The 16,986-nt window shown below is 65.5% G+C and carries 13 protein-coding genes; 4 read left to right on the top strand and 9 right to left on the bottom strand.

Annotated features, from left to right (window positions below; all coding sequences use genetic code 11):
- Positions 1-55 precede the first annotated feature (55 nt).
- Complete coding sequence (locus ATF69_RS10850; RefSeq protein WP_146870942.1) at positions 56-1,543, top strand: methyl-accepting chemotaxis protein; 1,488 nt, start codon at positions 56-58, stop codon at positions 1,541-1,543.
- A 43-nt stretch (positions 1,544-1,586) separates the two neighbouring features.
- Here ATF69_RS10850 and rsxB read toward each other — a convergent pair whose 3' ends face one another.
- The 3 genes from rsxB to ATF69_RS10835 all read right to left on the bottom strand — a co-directional run bounded on the left by rsxB (position 1,587) and on the right by ATF69_RS10835 (position 5,198).
- A complete protein-coding gene (rsxB, locus tag ATF69_RS10845; RefSeq protein WP_146870941.1) occupies positions 1,587-2,294 on the bottom strand; it encodes an electron transport complex subunit RsxB in 708 nt (235 codons plus the stop codon).
- Positions 2,291-3,904 carry a polyhydroxyalkanoate depolymerase gene (locus ATF69_RS10840; RefSeq protein ID WP_146870940.1) on the bottom strand — a complete coding sequence of 538 codons (1,614 nt, stop codon included), beginning with the start codon at positions 3,902-3,904 and terminating at the stop codon, positions 2,291-2,293. The genes rsxB and ATF69_RS10840 overlap by 4 nt, the downstream gene beginning before the upstream one ends.
- Positions 3,905-4,109: 205 nt before the next feature.
- Positions 4,110-5,198 (bottom strand): GTP pyrophosphokinase, encoded by a 1,089-nt coding sequence (locus ATF69_RS10835; protein ID WP_099730208.1) that lies wholly within the window; start codon positions 5,196-5,198, stop codon positions 4,110-4,112.
- Between the two features lie 214 nt (positions 5,199-5,412).
- Here ATF69_RS10835 and ATF69_RS23395 point away from each other — a divergent pair, with 214 nt between their 5' ends.
- Positions 5,413-8,259, top strand: a complete 2,847-nt coding sequence (locus ATF69_RS23395) for a bifunctional diguanylate cyclase/phosphodiesterase (protein ID WP_146870939.1) — start codon at positions 5,413-5,415, stop codon at positions 8,257-8,259.
- Positions 8,260-8,310: 51 nt separating this feature from the next.
- Here ATF69_RS23395 and ATF69_RS10825 read toward each other — a convergent pair whose 3' ends face one another.
- The 3 genes from ATF69_RS10825 to ATF69_RS10815 form a co-directional block, all read right to left on the bottom strand.
- Positions 8,311-8,850: a GNAT family N-acetyltransferase gene (locus ATF69_RS10825; RefSeq protein WP_146870938.1), complete on the bottom strand. Its 540-nt coding sequence runs from the start codon at positions 8,848-8,850 to the stop codon at positions 8,311-8,313.
- Between the two features lie 40 nt (positions 8,851-8,890).
- Positions 8,891-9,892, bottom strand: a complete 1,002-nt coding sequence (gene dusA / locus ATF69_RS10820) for a tRNA dihydrouridine(20/20a) synthase DusA (protein WP_244303704.1) — start codon at positions 9,890-9,892, stop codon at positions 8,891-8,893.
- A gap of 283 nt (positions 9,893-10,175) precedes the next feature.
- Positions 10,176-11,345: an alkane 1-monooxygenase gene (locus ATF69_RS10815; protein ID WP_146870936.1), complete on the bottom strand. Its 1,170-nt coding sequence runs from the start codon at positions 11,343-11,345 to the stop codon at positions 10,176-10,178.
- A 322-nt stretch (positions 11,346-11,667) separates the two neighbouring features.
- On the opposite strand from ATF69_RS10815, the gene ATF69_RS10810 reads away from it, so the two are divergent.
- On the top strand, positions 11,668-12,255 hold the full coding sequence (locus ATF69_RS10810; protein ID WP_146870935.1) for a lysophospholipid acyltransferase family protein: 588 nt from the start codon (positions 11,668-11,670) through the stop codon (positions 12,253-12,255).
- Between the two features lie 225 nt (positions 12,256-12,480).
- On the opposite strand, the gene ATF69_RS10805 is transcribed toward ATF69_RS10810, so the two are convergent.
- Positions 12,481-12,930, bottom strand: a complete 450-nt coding sequence (locus ATF69_RS10805) for an Lrp/AsnC family transcriptional regulator (RefSeq protein ID WP_146870934.1) — start codon at positions 12,928-12,930, stop codon at positions 12,481-12,483.
- 168 nt (positions 12,931-13,098) lie between these two features.
- Here ATF69_RS10805 and ATF69_RS10800 point away from each other — a divergent pair, with 168 nt between their 5' ends.
- The gene (locus tag ATF69_RS10800; RefSeq protein WP_146870933.1) at positions 13,099-14,220 is read left to right on the top strand and encodes a saccharopine dehydrogenase family protein; all 1,122 of its coding nucleotides are present in this window, start codon (positions 13,099-13,101) and stop codon (positions 14,218-14,220) included.
- A gap of 22 nt (positions 14,221-14,242) precedes the next feature.
- On the opposite strand, the gene ATF69_RS10795 is transcribed toward ATF69_RS10800, so the two are convergent.
- Positions 14,243-16,096, bottom strand: coding sequence for an AMP-dependent synthetase/ligase (locus ATF69_RS10795; protein ID WP_146870932.1), 1,854 nt, complete (start codon positions 16,094-16,096; stop codon positions 14,243-14,245).
- A 184-nt stretch (positions 16,097-16,280) separates the two neighbouring features.
- The gene (locus ATF69_RS10790; protein WP_108497501.1) at positions 16,281-16,916 is read right to left on the bottom strand and encodes a GntR family transcriptional regulator; all 636 of its coding nucleotides are present in this window, start codon (positions 16,914-16,916) and stop codon (positions 16,281-16,283) included.
- Positions 16,917-16,986 lie beyond the last annotated feature (70 nt).

The following is a 16,986-nucleotide window of genomic DNA, read 5'->3' as shown; positions in this document are numbered from 1 at the left end:
ACGTAAGAGCGGGCACATAGCATGGCCCACATTCAAAAACGATAACGGAGACAAGATGTCTGGATTCCTACCGCTGCGCCCCGGGCTCTGGTGGATGCGCAGGTGGCACCTGCCGGGCAAACTGGTGACGCTGGGCGTGGTGATGGCTGGCGCCCTGGCGATGGCCGCCGTGGATGCTCCGTGGTGGGCGGTGGCATTGGCAGCCGCCGTGGTTCTGTATGCACTGTGCGCGTTGTATGCGGGTCTGGCATCCGACCTGCAAGGCTTGGCGCATGCGATGGAGCAGACCACACGCGGTGACTTGTGTGCCAGGGCGGGTGTTTATGGGCGGGACGAGGTCGGGTCCATGGCCCAGTCGCTGGACCGCATGGTGCTCACACTGTCGTCCATGGTGGCCGATATCCGCAGCAATGCCGCATTGGTGGCCCATGCGGGACAAAGCCTGGCGCAAGGTAACCGGTCGCTGGCCGATCGCACCGAACAGCAGGCGGCCAACCTGGAGCAGACGGCTGCCAGCGTGGAGCAGCTGTCGTCGGCCGTGCAGAACAACGCACAGACCGCGCGCAGCGCCGATGCCCGCGCCGCAGAAGTACGCAAGGCCGCCGACACCGGCGCCGAGGCCATGGCCCGTGCCGTGCAGTCGGTGGAGGCCATCCAGCAAAGCGCGCGCCGCATGACCGAGATCATTGGTGTCATCGACAGCATTGCGTTTCAGACCAACATCCTGGCCCTGAACGCTGCGGTGGAGGCCGCCCGTGCGGGTGAGCAGGGCCGCGGCTTTGCCGTGGTGGCGGGCGAGGTGCGCACGCTGGCCAAGCGCTCGGGCGACGCAGCGCGGGAGATCCGCGAGCTGATCAGCGCCTCGGTCAGCCAGGTGGAGGCCAGCGCCGGGTTGATCCGGTCGGCGGGCGAGGGCATTGCCAACATGGCCAGCGGCATCCGCAGTGTGGCGGCGAGCATGACCGAGATCTCCGGCTCCAGCGCCGAGCAAAGCACGGGCCTGAGCGAAGTCAGCTCCGCCGTGCAGCAGCTCGATCAGATCACGCAGCACAACGCCCAGATGGTGGGCCACGCGGTCTCGCAGGCCGAGGCGCTGGAGCACCGCGCGTCCACCCTGTCGCAAGCGGTGGCGGCGTTTCGCCTGCAGCAGGGCACCGCCGATGAGGCTGTGGCTCTGGTGAACAAGGCGGTGGCGCTGCACAAGACCAGTTCGCGCGATCAATTCCTGCGCAGCATCACCGACAAGACCCAGCCCTACCATGACCGTGACATGTATGTGTTTGTGCTGGACGCCGGGGGGACTTATCTGGCCTTTGGTGGCAACCCGGCCAAGGTGGGCACGCGGGTGCAAGACATCCCCGGCATCGCCGGCGACCGACTGGTGAGCGACATCGTGACCCAGGCCGACCGCGCCCCGGGGTGGGTGGAGTACGACATCAACAACCCGGCCACCGGCGCGGTGCAAACCAAGATGTCCTACGTGAGCCGGGTGGGGGACTGGTACGTGGGCTGCGGCGTGTACAAATCGCTGGCCGCGCGATAACCGCAGACAGGCGGTTGCTGGTCCAGCGGACCAGGTGCCGTTCTCAGCGCGCTCCCTTTTCACGCAGTTGCCGTGCGCGCTCCATGGCGGCGGCAATGGCCGCCTTGCGTGCCTCCATGCCCTCGGCAGCCACCGCAGCGGCGGCTGGGCTGTGGGTGGCGGCCGATGTCGAATCGGCCTGCGCTCCGGAGCCTTCGTCCTCTACATCCTCCAGCGGCACCCGCTGACGGTGTTGCTGATACCGCTGTTTGGCTTGGAGCGCGAGCGCATCAGACCACGCAGCCCATCCGGTGGCCATGCCGCTGGCGCTGTCGAGCTGGATGCAATCTACCGGGCAGACCGGGATGCACAGCTCGCACCCTGTGCAGTAAGGCTCGATGACGGTGTGCATTTTCTTGTTGGAGCCCACAATGGCGTCGGTGGGGCAGGCCTTGATGCACAAGGTGCAGCCAATGCACCACGCCTCGTCGATGAAGGCCACGCTGCGCGGTGCCTCCACCCCATGGTCGGCGCTTAAGGGCGCCACGGCATGGCCCGTGATGGCGGCCAAGCGGGCCACGCCCTCAGCACCGCCGGGAGGGCACTGGGTGATGGCCGCCTCCCCCTGGGCGATGGCCTGCGCATAGCTGGCGCAGTCGGGATAGCCGCAGCGCGTGCACTGCGTCTGGGGCAGGGCGGCATCAATCCGCGCTGCCAGGTCGGTGAGGGCAGCGTGGGATGGGGTGGTGCTGGCGAAGGCGGGGTGGCTCAAGCCTTGCGCGCCTTGCTCTTGCTGCCGCTGCGGGTGGACGGCGCTGCCGTGGCGCTGGTCTGGGCCGTGGCCAGATCAGCGGTGGGCGCCTGCGCCGCACCTGTGGGCGCCGCAGCGGGCTGTACCCAGCGGGTGGCCACAGCGGTGGCTGCCACAGGCTTTGCCGCAGCGCGGACTGGAGCAGGCTGGGCTGCTGCTGTAGGCGCCTTGGTCGCCTTGATCACCTTGGTGGCGGCGGGTTTGGCTGCCGGTGCGGGCTTGCTGGCAACCTTGGCAGGGGCCGGTGCAGGGCTGGCGAGCCTGGGGGCCGGTGTGGGGGCTGTGGCCACAGTGGCGGGCTTGGCAGGCAACTCGTGTTCCAGGATGAATGCGCGCACCTTGGGGTACACGATGTCGCGCCAGCGGCGGCCACTGAAGATACCGTAGTGGCCTGCGCCCTTGGCTTCCAGGTGGCGCTGCTCCTTGCGCACGATGCCGCTGCACAGGTCGTGGGCCGCTTCGGTCTGGCCCGAGCCAGAGATGTCGTCCAGCTCGCCTTCCACCGTGAAGAGGGCTGTGGTCTTGATGTCTTGCGGACGCACGCGCTCCAGCTTGCCAGCGGGTGAGCGCACATCCCAGGTGCCGTTCACCAGCTTGTAATCCTGGAACACGGTCTGGATGGTTTCGAGGTAGTAGTCCGCATCCATGTCCAGCACGGCGTTGTACTCGTCGTAGAACTTGCGGTGCGCCTCGGCACTTGCGTCGTCGCCCTTAATCAGGTCCTTGAAGTAATCGTAGTGGCTGGTCGCATGGCGGTCCGGGTTCATGGCCACAAAACCGGTGTACTGCAAAAACCCCGGGTACACGCGGCGGCCCGCGCCCGGGAATTTTTCCGGCACGCGGTAGATCACGTTGTTCTCAAACCACTCGTAGCTGCGATTGGTCGCCAGGTTGTTCACTGCCGTGGGCGACTTGCGGGCGTCGATGGGGCCACCCATCATGGTCATCGTCAGGGGCGTTTTCTCGCCGCGGCTGGCCATCAGCGACACGGCTGCCAGCACGGGCACCGTCGGTTGGCACACACTGATCACGTGGCAGTTGCCGTAGATGCCCTGCAGATGGCGGATGAAGTCCTGCACGTAGTTGACGTAGTCGTCGAGGTGGAACTCCCCCTCCGACAGCGGCACCAGGCGGGCATTCTTCCAGTCGGTGATGTAGACCTTGTGGTCCTTGAGCATGGTGCGCACGGTGTCGCGCAGCAGCGTGGCGTAGTGGCCCGACAGCGGTGCCACGATCAGCACCACGGGCTGGCCCTTGAGCTTGGTCAGCGTGGCAGGGTCGTCCGAAAAGCGCTTGAAGCGGCGCAGCTCGCAAAACGGCTTGTCGACCTCAATGCGTTCATGGATAGCGACGCCGATGCCGTCCACGTCGACCGTGTGGATGTCGAAGGCGGGCTTTTCGTAGTCCTTGCCCAGGCGGTAGAGCAGGTCGTAACCGGCAGCCATGCGCTGTGCTGCCGAGGTCTGGCTCAGCGGCGAGACGGGGTTGCTGAACAACTTGGAAGCCGCCTGCGCAAAATCTGTGAAGGGCTCCATCAAGGAGCGCTGGGTTTCGTAGAGGTGGTACAGCATGGGGCGAAACTCCGTTTTGTTGCAGTGCAATATAGCAGCACTTGGTAACAAGCGCATGGAGTAAAACCACCAATGTCCAGTCGCCTATGCGACAAATTGACGTGGCCCCAGGGGCGGAGCGCCGGTTCGTCGATGAAGGCTGCGAAGCTATCAAAAATGATAGCAACTAAGGCAATTAGCACTAGCGCTTGCGCCGATTTTCGCCTCAACCCTGCACTTTGGGCTCTGCGTTGTCGCTCAGCCACGCTTCAAACGACTCGCGGGCCGAGTTGCGCAGTGCGGGGCGGAACGCCGTCTTGTTACTCAGATACAGGCAGTGCCGGATCACGGTGTACGGGTTGAAGCTGCCCTGCGGGTTTTGCTCTTCAAAGTGCTGCTTGTAGCGTTTGACCACTCCGATCGTCTCGCGCATGAGACTGTTAAAGCGCGCACGTGTCATGCCGGCTGACCAGGCCTGGATGTCATCCACAAACCCATCGACCTTGGACGGCTCGAATTCGAAGTCCTTGAAAAAATGCGTGGCGATCTTCAAGAACGTGAACGCGTTCAGTTCGCTGCTGGTGGCGGCTGCGCGGGTGGGAGCCTGCAAATCGGCGGCGACATCGGTTGCGGGTTCGGCGGTTTCGTCGGGGGCCTGCAGCAGCTCGGCCGCAGTGGCATCGCGGATCTGGCGGAACTCGCGGTCGGCCAGCTCGAACAGGGCGGACAGCACGTTGATGCGCCGCTTGAGCTGGCCCGGGATGGATTTTTTGTACTTAATCTTGTGGTCCAGCACGCTCCACGAGTCCTGGATGATGGTGCGCACCTGCAGCTCGAAGGGCCACTCTGCATAGGCCGCGTGCTCCGGCAGGTCGCGTTCGGCCACGCTCAGCCGCAGGTCCAGGTGCAGCCCTTTGTAGCCAAAGGACGCCTCGGTGCTTTCCACCGCCGAGACCTTGTCGGTCACGTCGATCACCGCGAAATGGGCGCGCACGATCTGGGCAATCTTCTCCAGCTCGTCTTCATACAGGCACACCACCCGCACGCCAATCAGGTCGGTGATGTAAGTCTCTATGTCGTAGGGGGTGTTGCTCTCTTCCAGCGCCGGACGGTATTTGCGCACGAACTTGCGCACGCATTCGTCCACATCCTTCACGCGGCCCTCCACCTTGGTGATGTCCACGCCGCCCGCCTGGGTTACCACCGCCGCCACCCGCGCGGTCAGCGCTGCACAGGCGTCTTCCAGCGCAACCGCCTGCGCGGTGTACCAGCTGCGAAATTGGGATTCCTCCAGGTCGAAATCGAGCGATGCCATGCCAGGCCTTTGTGGTGGGTATTGCCAGGGTTGATACGGGAAGTGGGTGCGGGCGCATAGCCCTTGGCCCAGCGGGTGCGAGCATAAACGGCATGCAGGGACCCGGCCTGTGCAGTTTGCGCGCAAATGCCCCTTTTCGGCGCAGGACAGATGCTCATAATGGGGCAGCACCGCCGGTGCACGATGCCGGTGCATCGAAGTCACACCATCCACCATGACACCTCACCCAGCCCCCGACAACGATGACCTCGCCGCGCCAGGGCAGGCGGCATGGGGGTCTGAAGGGGTTGCGGGCACCAGCAACCACCGCTGGTTGCCCGTGGTGCTGCCCCCACTGATCGCGCTGCTGACCCTGGGGCTGACCTTCCTGTACTGGCAGAGCGAAGAAAAGAACACAAGGACCAAGCGCGAGCAGAACTTTGAGGTGGCGGCCGACCAGATTGCCTACAACCTCAAGGACCGCATGGCGACCTACGAGGTGGTGTTGCGCGGCGTCAAGGGCTACTTTGAGGGCTCGGAGCGCATCGACCGCGAGGAGTTTCAGGCCTATGTGAGCGCGCTGCAGCTGCAGGCAACCCGTCCTGGGCTGCAGGGGGTGTCGCTGATTCTGCAGTTTCCTGGCAAGGCGCTCGCTGCCCATCTGGAGGACATGCGCCAGCGCGGTTTTGACCAGTACGCGGTGCGCCCACCCGGCGAGCGCGAGTGGCTGGCACCCATCACCCACATCGAGCCGCTGGAGGGGCCCAACCTCAAGGCGCTGGGACTGGATGTGTTGACCATTCCCCCCGCCAAGGAGGCGCTGGACCGGGCCCGTGACACCGGAGCGCTGGCGTTGTCCGGGCGACTGACCCTGATGCAAAACGCTGCCCCTGGGCTGGTCATGTACATGCCCCTGTACCGCGCCGACGCTGACAACAGCAAGGTGGAAGGGCGTCGGCAGGGACTGGCGGGCTGGGTGTCCGCTCCGTTTCGCATGGAGGACGTGATCCATGGCATGTCCCGGGAGTTTGACGCGGACATCGGCCTGCAGATCACCGACAGCACCCCGGACGCGGGTGCGGCATCCCCCGGCACCGGACCAGGAGATGCCGGTGCCGGAGCGGGCGCGCTGCTGTTCAGCAACCTGAAGACACCGGCCCAAGGCGCTGGCGCCCCGGCGTTGCAAGCGCGGCGCGAGCTGGAGCTGGGCGGGCGCCGCTGGACCTTGCACATGGCCCCACTACCGGGCTTTGCGCAGCGCTTTCAGGACGATGGGCACCACCCGGTGGCGCTGCTGGGCACGGTGCTGAGCCTGATCCTTGCGTGGTTTACTTGGCTGCTGGCCACGGGGCGCGAGCGTGCGGTGGCACTGGCGCGCGACATGACGGCCGAACTGCGCGCCACCCGGGATGACCTGGAGAGCACGCTCAGCGCCATTCCTGATCTGTTGTTCGAACTGGGGCTGGACGGCTGCATCCACCACTACCGGTCGGCGCGATCGGGAGAGCTGGCTGTGCCGCCAGAGATGTTTCTGGGCCGACTGCTGCGCGATGTGGTCCCCCCCGAAGCCGCCGCTGGCTGCCACGCGGCGCTGCAAGCGGCCCACCAGACCGGGTACTCGTCAGGCCACCAGTTCCGGCTGGAGCTGGGCGGGGTGACCCACTGGTTCGAGTTGTCGATTGCGCGCAAGGAGAGCGCCGCCCCGGGCGACGAACCTCGGTTCATCGCGCTGTCGCGCGACATCACCGAACGCAAGCAGGCCGAGGCGCGGTCGCACCAGCTGGCGTACTTTGACGCGCTCACCGGTCTGCCCAACCGGCGCATGCTGCTGGACCGCATGGAACATGCGCTGGCCAACGCTCTGAAGGCCGCGCAGGTGGGGGCGGTGCTCTACATCGACCTCGACAACTTCAAGCAGATCAACGATGCACGGGGCCACACGGTGGGCGACATGCTGCTCATGCAGGTGGCCCAGCGGCTCACGCAGCTGCAACGCCCGGGCGACACCGTGGCGCGCCTGGGCGGCGACGAGTTTGTGGTGCTGGTCCACAACGTGGCGTCGGACATGGAGTCCGCCGGGCGCGCTGCGCTGCTGGTGGCCGAAGAAATGCGCACAGCACTGGAAGCGCCTTACACCATCGACACCCACCTCTACAGCACCACCGGCAGCATCGGCATCACGCTCTTCCCCAAGCGGGGCGAGGGTGTGGAAGACCTTCTGCGGGAGGCCGACACGGCCATGTACCGCGCCAAGGACCTGGGTCGCAACCGCATCCGCTTTTACGAAGCCGCGATGCAGGCCGACGTGCAGGAGCGCCTGGCGCTGGAGCAGGACCTGAAAAAAGCGCAAACCCTGGGCCAGTTGGCCGCCTTTGTGCAAAACCAGGTGGACGCTGCGGGCAACGTCGTGGGCGGCGAGCTGCTGATGCGCTGGGACCACCCCGTGCGCGGCAACGTCCCGCCCAGCCGCTTCATCCCCATCGCCGAGGCCTCGGGCCTCATCCTGCGCATGGGCGACTGGATGATCCAGCAGGCCTGTGAGACCCTGGCACGCTTGCAGGTGGCAGGGCACGCGCTATCGCTGTCCGTCAACGTGAGCGAGCGGCAGTTCCGCCAGGACGACTTTGTGGAGCGCGTGCGCCACATCCTGGCCCACACCGGCGCCAACCCGGCCCATCTGATCCTGGAGGTGACGGAAAGCCTGCTCATCGAAGACCTGGACGACACCATCGCCCGCATGACCGAGATCGTGCAGCTGGGCGTGCGTTTCTCCATCGACGACTTTGGCACCGGCTATTCGAGTCTGGCCTACCTCAAGCGGCTCCCGCTCTACGAGCTCAAGATCGACAAGAGCTTTGTGGACGACACGCCCGACGACCCCAATGACACGGCCATCGTGCAGTCCATCATCTCGGTGGCCCGCCATCTCAACCTGCGCGTGGTGGCCGAGGGGGTGGAGACACGCGCCCAGGCCGACTTTCTGGTCGAAAGCCAGTGCGAGTGCCTGCAGGGCTACCTCTTCGGGCGGCCCGAGCCGCTGGCGGCCTGGGTGGGGCGGCTGGAGTCCCGCTCCTCAGGTTGATAGCGAGCCCAATGTGCAAGCGGTCTGGCGAGTGCAGACAACTTCTCAGACTCAGCCGGCCACGATAGCCCAACGTTCATGGTCGCGCCACCGACCGTTGATCTTGAGGTAGCGGGGCGAAAACCCTTCTTGCTGAAATCCGCAGCTGCGCACCAGCGCGATGGACGCCTCATTACCGGGCTGAATGTTGGCTTCCAGCCGATGCAACTTCAGTGTGCCAAAGGCATAGCGCAACAGATGCCGCAAACCCACGCCCATCAGGCCCCGGCGCTCAAACCCTGCAAAGACGTAATAGCCCAGGTAGGCGCTGCGAAAGTCGCCCATCACGATCTGGGAAAGGTTGAAGACCCCTGCGATCTGTTCACTGCCATCATGCTGGTTCGGCGTACACACCAGCATCGCCCTGTGCATGGGCAGGTTCATTTGTGCGAGATAGCTGGCAAACGCTTCTGGGGTTGAAGGGGCAGAAGTCCAGGGCACGTGCAGCGTGCGGCTGCGCCGGGCCAGTGCAACAAACCTCGCGGCATCGGCCGCGACGGGCGGGCGTAAACATGCCGGCACCGTGGACGAATTTTTCGCGCGCGTTTGCATGGCCGCCTGCGTCACAGTTCAGACCAGCCACTGATTCAGATCAGACCGACAACGCCGGTTGCGCGTGGGTGGTCTCCGGCTCCGACGCTCCACTGGCATAGGCCTGCATCGCCAGCGCATGCACTTCCCGCGCGGGGCGGTCCTTGAGCAGATGGTTGCTCCACACCTGGCGCCAGATGCGGGCGCCGGGCAGACTGTGGCGCAGGCCCAGCATGTGGCGGGCGATGTGGGGCCAGGGGGTGCCGTGCTGTGCGGCCTCGCGCTCCATGTATTCCACCATCGCCAGCTCCACTTCCTCTCTGGTCAGGGGGCAGGGGGCGCCGCCGTAGTAGAGCTGGTCCCAGCGCGCCAGCCACCAGGGGTTGTGGTACGCCTCGCGGCCGATCATCACGCCGTCCAGGTGTTGCAGCTGCTCCTGCACCACCGCGTCGGCGGTGATACCGCCGTTGATGGCGATGGTGAACTGCGGAAACTCGGCCTTGAGGCGGTGGACCACCGCGTAGCGCAGCGGCGGGATGTCGCGGTTTTCCTTGGGGGAGAGGCCCTGCAGCCACGCGTTGCGCGCATGCACGATGAACACGGTGCACCCGGCCTCGGCCACGGTGCCGACGAAGTCGCGCACAAAGCCGTAGTCCTCCACCTTGTCGATGCCGATGCGGTGCTTGACGGTGACGGGCACGCTGACCACGTCCTTCATGGCCTTGACGCCGTCGGCCACCAGCTGGGGGGCTTTCATCAGGCTGGCGCCAAAGGCACCGCGCTGCACGCGGTCGCTGGGGCAACCGCAGTTCAGGTTGATTTCGTCGTAGCCCCATTCCTCACCCAGCCTGGCAGCCTGGGCGAGCTTGTCGGGCTCGTTGCCGCCCAGCTGCAGGGCTACGGGGTGCTCTTCGGCGTTGAAGCGCAGGTGGCGCTCGGTGCCGCCATACAGGATGCCGCCCGCGTTCACCATCTCGGTGTACAGCAGGGTCTGGCGCGTCAGCAGCCGGTGAAAGTAACGGCAGTGGCGGTCAGTCCAGTCCATCATGGGGGCGACGGACATGCGCCAGGGGCTCAGGGTGGTTTCCACGGGCAAACAGCGAAGGCGGGGAGGGGAATGTTCTGCAGCAGAACGCCCCTCTGGTCAGGGGCGCTGCGGGGCTGCAGGTGCGAAACCTGCATTATCCCACTGGCTGCGTGATGGGCGCCAGCGGAGGGTTTTGGGTCAGAACGGGCGCAGGTGCTAGTGCCGATTGTTCCGGGTGCTATCAATAGAGGAGTGTTGGAGGGGCGGTTGTCGGCCCGCAGGGTGCCTGTGCCCAGTCGCCAGCGCATTCACACTCGTTCTATCCCAGGTCCTGCAACCCGTATTTCCGCACGATCGCGGCCCGCTGGCGCGGGTCGATGTTGATGTGGGCGGCGTCGCGCCCCACCTGGGCCAGCAGGCGCGGGTCCATCACGCGGCGCCACAGGGGCGGCACATAGGCCAGCGTGAACATGCCGAAGTAGCCGATGGGCAGCTGCGGCACATCGTCAAAGTGCCGCAGAGACTGGTAGCGGCGCAGCGGGTGCGCGTGGTGGTCGGAGTGCCGCTGCAGATGGAACAGGGCCCAGTTGGAGAATACGTGGTTGCTGTTCCATGAATGCTGGGGGCGGCAGGGTTCGTAGCGGCCGCTGGCGTCCTTTTGCCGCAGTAGCCCGTAGTGCTCGACATAGTTGGCCGAGGTGAGCTGAAAGTTGGCCCAGAACGATGCCAGCAGCAAAAACGGCAGGATGACCACGCCCAGCCACAGCGCCAGCCCTGCCCACAGCAGTACCGTGATGAGCGCGGGCTGCAGGATCTCGTTGTGCCACGACAGCAGCGGCAGGTGTTGGCGGGCCAGGCGGTCTTTTTCCAGCGCCCAGGCGCGGCGTGCGGCGCCGGGCATCTCGCGCAGCACAAAGCGGTAGATGGACTCGCCCATGCGCGACGAAGCCGGGTCGGCCGGTGTGGCCACATCGCGGTGGTGGCCCCGGTTGTGTTCGATGAAGAAGTGCCCATACGCCGTGGGCGCCAGCACCAGCTTGGCCAGCCAGCGCTCCAGCGCTGTGTTCTTGTGGCCCAGCTCGTGCCCCAGATTGATGCAGAACCCGCCCACCGTGCCCGTGGTCAGCACCATCGCCAGCACGCCATGCCAGGGCAGGGGCTGCGTGGCCACCCACCAGGCGCTGAAGATGAAGGCCGCCCACAGCACCGGCACCAGCAGGAAGGTGATGCGGCGGTAGTAGCGGTCGTTTTCCAGCGCAGGCACGGCGGATTCGGGCGGGTTGCTCTGGTCCACGCCCAGCATCCCGTCGAGCAACGGGGCGACGAGGTAGAAAAACGCCACCGGCGCCCACAGCACCAGCGGTTCGCCCGTCCATGCCATCAGTGCCGGGCCTACGCCGACAGTGCAGGGCACCACCAGGGACAGCAGCCATGCGTACCGCTTGCGGTCGCGGTAGGGCGGGGTGGTGGGCAATAGGGTTCTCAGCATGGGGTGGCAGCGACAACGCGGACCTGCTGGTGGTGCATTCTGGACCGGTGGAGATCCACCGCCAGTTTTATTTGGCATGGAGCCTTTACTCCGGAAATTGGAGAAAAAATGGCTGGTAGCGCTAGTGTTGATTGTCCTGAGTGCTATGAAATTGGGAGTAATCTACAGGGGCGCATGCAAGCGGCGGCGGCTCCACTTTGCCTTGCGTCAAGGTGGGACATTGGCACGATCAGCGATACTCGCGGCGCTCTCGATGCCTGTGGAGCCAAGCGCCCACTGCCTGGGTCAGCGCCCCGGGCTCCGTTCTGTCACCCCTTTTCCCATGCACCACACCATTTTTGACACGCCGGTTGTAAACACGCTCCTGCGCGCTTTTTCCCGCTTCACCCTGCGCATCACCGGCTGGAAGGTCGAGGGCGCCTTGCCAGCCCATGCTGCCAAAAGCGTGCTGATCGCCGCACCCCACACCAGCAACTGGGACTTGCCGTACACGCTGATGCTGGCGTTCTCGCTGCGCCTGCGCGTGTACTGGATGGGCAAGCACAGCCTGTTCAAGGCGCCGTTTGGCGGGGTGATGCGCTGGCTGGGGGGCATCCCGGTGGACCGCAGCCAGGCCAACAACCTGGTCGCCAGCTCGGCCCAGGCCATGCGCGATGCCGACGGACCCATGCAGCTCATCGTGCCGCCCGAGGGCACGCGGGGCAAGACGCGGCACTGGAAGACAGGCTTTTACTTCATCGCCCAGCAGGCGGGCGTGCCCATCGTGCTCGCGTTTGTGGACTATGGCTGCAAGGTCGGCGGCCTGGGCCCGGTGTTTGAGCCCACGGGCGATGTGGATCGTGACATGGCGCGCATCAAGGCGTTTTATGCGCCGATCCGGGGCAAGAACCCGACGCAGTTCGATGCCTGATTCACTGGTTGTGAAAATAGCCACTATCGCTTGATAGATATGGGCTGGTAGCTTCAGTATCCATAGCGTTCAGCGCTTGATTTTGAGCGCGCTGGTGGCTATTGGCGCAGCGTACGCCAGGGCTGCCGATGAAGGGGCGCCCCGCCGCGCTGGCAGCGTCCCCCGTCCCGAATCGCGCAGCGAGTCGAGAGAAGGGGGAAGCGGCGTAAGCCGCTCAGGGGGATGTCACCCTACCTGTCGTCGGTCGATTTTGCGGCTGAGCACGATGCTGGTCTGCGTCTGGTGCACGCCCTCCAGCTGGCCGACCTTGTCGAGCAGGGTGTCGAGCTGCTCGTGGCTGGCGCAGCGCAAGAACACCAGGTAGTCAAACGGCCCGCTCACGGCCGACACCTCTTCGACCTCGGGCATGGCTTCCAGCGCGCGCAGCACGGCGGGCGCTGCCTTGGGCAGCACGCTGATGCTGCACCAGGCCCGCACGGTGGTGGCGTCCAGCCGCGTACCCAGCCGCACCCCGTAGCCAGCCACCACACCCGAACGCTCCAGCCGCGCGATGCGCGCCACCACGGTCGTGCGGGCCAGGCCGAGCTTGCGCGCCAGCGTAGCCGTGCCCTCGCGCGCATTGGTCTGCAGCAGGCTGAGCAGTTGCCGGTCGGTGTCATCCAGGGACTGGGTCATGCGCATTTCCTCAAAAAGTCATAACGCCCATCATATTCGCCGTTATGGCAAATCAAAGAACAGCTTTCGACGTTTTGAACGCTACACATTGACAGCGCTGTTGCCTAGCATCAAGGCATCCACAACACCTCTCCGCCATGTGCGGCGAACACTACCGGGAGCACTGCCATGACCACCTTCGACATTTCCTCGCACTCCACCTCCCGCCGCCCCATCACCATCCTGGGGGCGGGCCACATCGGCTTTGCCATGGCGCTCTTGCTGCAGCGGTCGGGCGACTACGACATCCTGGTGGTGGACCGCGACCCGGTGCGGCTGGCCGAGGTGGCAAATTTGGGTATTTCCACCCGATTGGCCACAGACGACGCGAGCCTGCAGGCCGCCATCGACGGCCGTTTTGCCGCGCTGAACGCATTGCCGTTCCACCGCGCCGTGCCCGTGGCCACGTCGTGTGCACGCGCAGGTGTGCATTACTTTGACCTGACCGAGGACGTGGCCAGCACCCAGACCATCCGCACGCTGGCGGCCCATGCCCGCAGCGTGCTGATGCCTCAGTGCGGCCTGGCGCCTGGGTTCATCGGCATTGTGGGCAACGACCTGGCCCGGCGTTTTGACACGCTGCACACGCTGCGCATGCGCGTGGGGGCGCTGCCCCGCTACCCACAGGGTGCCCTGCGTTACAACCTGACCTGGAGTACCGAGGGCCTCATCAACGAGTACTGCAACCCCTGCGAAGCCATTGTGGACGGCGTGCGCACCACGGTGCCCGCGCTGGAGGGGCTGGAAACCTTTGCGCTGGACGGCGTGGAGTACGAGGCCTTCAACACCTCGGGTGGCCTGGGCACGCTGACAGAAACGTTGGCGGGCAAGGCGCGGCAGGTGGACTACCAGTCCATCCGCTACCCTGGCCACAACGCCATCCTCAAGCTGCTGCTCAATGACCTGCGCCTGCGCGACCGGCGCGATCTGCTCAAGGACATTCTGGAAACCGCCATCCCCACCACGGACCAGGACGTGATCGTGGTGTTTGCCTCCGCATCAGGCCTTAAGGGCGGGCGGCTGGTGCAGGACTCGTACTCGGCCCGTATCGTGGGCACGCTGGTGGCTGGGCACACGCTGAGCGCCATCCAGCTCACCACGGCCGCAGGCATCTGCACGGCGCTGGACCTGGTGGCGCAAGGCAAGTTGCCGCAGCAGGGCTTTGTCGGGCAGGAGTCCGTGGCGCTTGCGGACTTTCTGTCCAACCGCTTTGGCTCCGCCTACGCCCGGGAGGGCGAGCTGGTGCTTTGAGGGAGCCTGGGCAAGCCGGGGTTCAGCGCCCCGGCTTCTGGTACATGCCCTCAATGGCTTCGGCAAAGTGCGCCATCAGGTTGTTGCGCTTGAGCTTGAGCGTGGGCGTCATGAATGTGTTTTCAATCGTCCAAGGCGTGAGCGTCAGGTGCACCGTGCGCGGCACGGCATAGCGGGCAAAGCTGGCGGTGTTCTTTTCGATGCGCGCCAGCACAGCACGGTGCACGCTGGGGTGGTTCAGGCTGTCAGCGGCCTGGGGGTTCAGGCCCAGGTCGGCCGCCAGGCGCTGCCACTCGCCCGGGTTCAGCACGGCCACACAGGCGATGAAGGGGCGGTTTTCGCCCACCACAAACGCCTGCTCCAGCAGCGGGTCGGCCAGCAGGGCCAGTTCCAGGTCGCCCGGCGGGATCTTTTCGCCGGTGGATGTGACGATGATTTCCTTGATGCGGCCCTTGATGTAGATGCGGCCATTCACGATGTCGGCCTGGTCGCCGGTGCCCAGCCAGCCGTCGGTGCTCAGGATGCGTGCGGTGTCTTCGGGGCGCTTCCAGTAGCCCTTCATCACGATGGGGCCGCGCACCTGCAGCTCGTGGTTGTCGCCGATACGCACTTCGACGCCGGGCAGGGCCTTGCCCACGCAGGCGGGGTCGTTGTCGTCCAGTGCGTTGACCGACACCACCGGTGCGGTCTCGGTCATGCCGTAGCCCTGGATCAGCGGCAGCCCCAGGCCCAGAAAACACTTGGCAATGGTGGGCGACAGCGGTGCGCCGCCACTCACCGCCACCCGCACGCGGCCGCCAAACTGGGCCAACAAAGGCTTGGCCACCAGGGCCTGCAGCACGGGCCAGGGCAAGGCGGCCATCCAGCCTGCGGCCTGGCCTTCGCTGGCTGCCGGGGCGGGCAGGCCTTGCACGGCACAGAAGCGGGCCCAGCCTTTGTTCTGCGCGGCTTCGTACAGCTGCATCTTCCAGGGCGTGGGCGAGAGTTTTTCGAGGAGCTTGGCGTGGATGCGCTCGTAGATGCGCGGCACCGACACCAGCACGGTGGGGCGTATGGTTTTCAGGTCTTCCGCCAGCTGGGCCACCGAGCGGGCATAGGCCACGCAACTGCCCGCCGCAATCGGCAGGTAGTAGCCGCCCGTGCGCTCAAAGGTGTGCGACAGCGGCAGGAACGACAGGAACACGTCGTCCACTGTGGGTGCAATGCGCTCCAGCACGGCCTTCACATCGCTGACCACGTTGCGGTGGGTCAGCATCACGCCCTTGGGTTTGCCGGTGGTGCCGGAGGTGTAGACGATGGCCGCCAGGTCATCGGCCTGCGGGCCTGTGGCCGCGGTGGACGCGTCCGTTTGTGCCGCGCCCGTCAGCCATTGCGCGAGCGAGCCCACGGCCGGGCTGTCGCCCGACGCCGGGGTGGCCTTGAACGCGTCGTCGTCATCAGTGATCACCACGGCGCGCAGGGCCGGGAAGGGCGTGCCCACGGCGCGGATCTTTTCCCATTGCTCGGCCTGGCTCACGATCAGCATCGATGCCTCGCAGTCCCCCAGGATGTAGGCGATGCTGCCGGGGTTGTCGATTGCGTGCAGAGGCACAGGCACTCCGCCGACGGCCAGCGTGGCCTGGTCTGCGCACATGGCATTGAGGCCGTTGGGCAGCAAGATGGCCACGCGGGCTGCCGGGGGCAACTGCATGGCGGCCAGGGCCTGGGCCCACGTGCTCACGCGCTCTGCGGTTTGTGCCCAGGTCAGGCTGCCCCATGCCTGGCGGGCGGGATCAAAAGCCCGGTAGGCCTCGGCATGGGGGGTACGCGCGGCGCGGTAGGCCAGGAGCTGGGGCAGCGTTTGCACGCTGGCGATATCGGCGGGGGTAGAAGTCATCAAACTCGGCGGTAGAGGCTGCGGTGGCGAGCGGCGCCACGGCCTCGGTGGAAACCCGAAGGATGATAACGAGCGAAGCCGTGGCCGGGCTGCGAGCGATCACCCCATGTGTTGCAAATGGTGCGTTCCTGTTTGCGGAATGATCGCGGACACGTGGGTACGGTTCAGCACGGCCCGCAGCACCTCAGGTTGCCGCTTCCAGCCCTTGCGCAAAATGCGCCTGCATAGCCTTGACCGTGGCCTTGGCGTCACGCGCCACCATCGCGGCCAGGATGGCACGGTGTTCGCTCAATGAATCTTCAATGCGCCCTTGCTTGAACAGCGAGTTGTGGCGGTTGAGCTTCATCACCTTGCGCAGATCCGCCACCATCTGGCTGCGCCAGCGGTTGTCGGCCATCTCCAGCAGGTGCATGTGAAAGCGTTCGTTGACGGCGAAGAATTTTTCGCGATCAGCCACGGCGGCTTCCAGCTCGGCGTGCAGGTCCTGCAGCGTTTTCAACTGCGCCTCGGTGGCGTGTTCGGCCACCACACCGGCGGCGTCGCTCTCGAGCAGGCTGAGCAGGTGGTACACGTCGCGCAGGTCTTTTTCGCTCATCTCCGTCACATAGGCGCCACGCCGCACCTTCATCGTGACCAGGCCTTCAGCGGCCAGCACCTTCAGCGCCTCGCGCAGGGGGGTGCGGCTGATGCCGAATTCCTCGGCAATCTTGAGTTCGTCAATCCAGCTGCCCGGCTCCAGTTCGCGCCGGAAGATGCGCTGGCGCAATTGCTCGGCCACTTCTTCGTAGAGCGCGCGGGGAGTAAGGGTGAGGGCAGACATGGGGTGGATTGTAAGCTGGGCGGAATATTTTGAATCAATAATTATGAATGATGTAAACTCGCCGCCACAC

This window comes from Acidovorax delafieldii (assembly GCF_007993815.1).
In the GTDB taxonomy this organism is placed as follows: domain Bacteria; phylum Pseudomonadota; class Gammaproteobacteria; order Burkholderiales; family Burkholderiaceae_C; genus Acidovorax; species Acidovorax delafieldii.
This window is presented reverse-complemented; position numbering and strand designations above follow the sequence as displayed.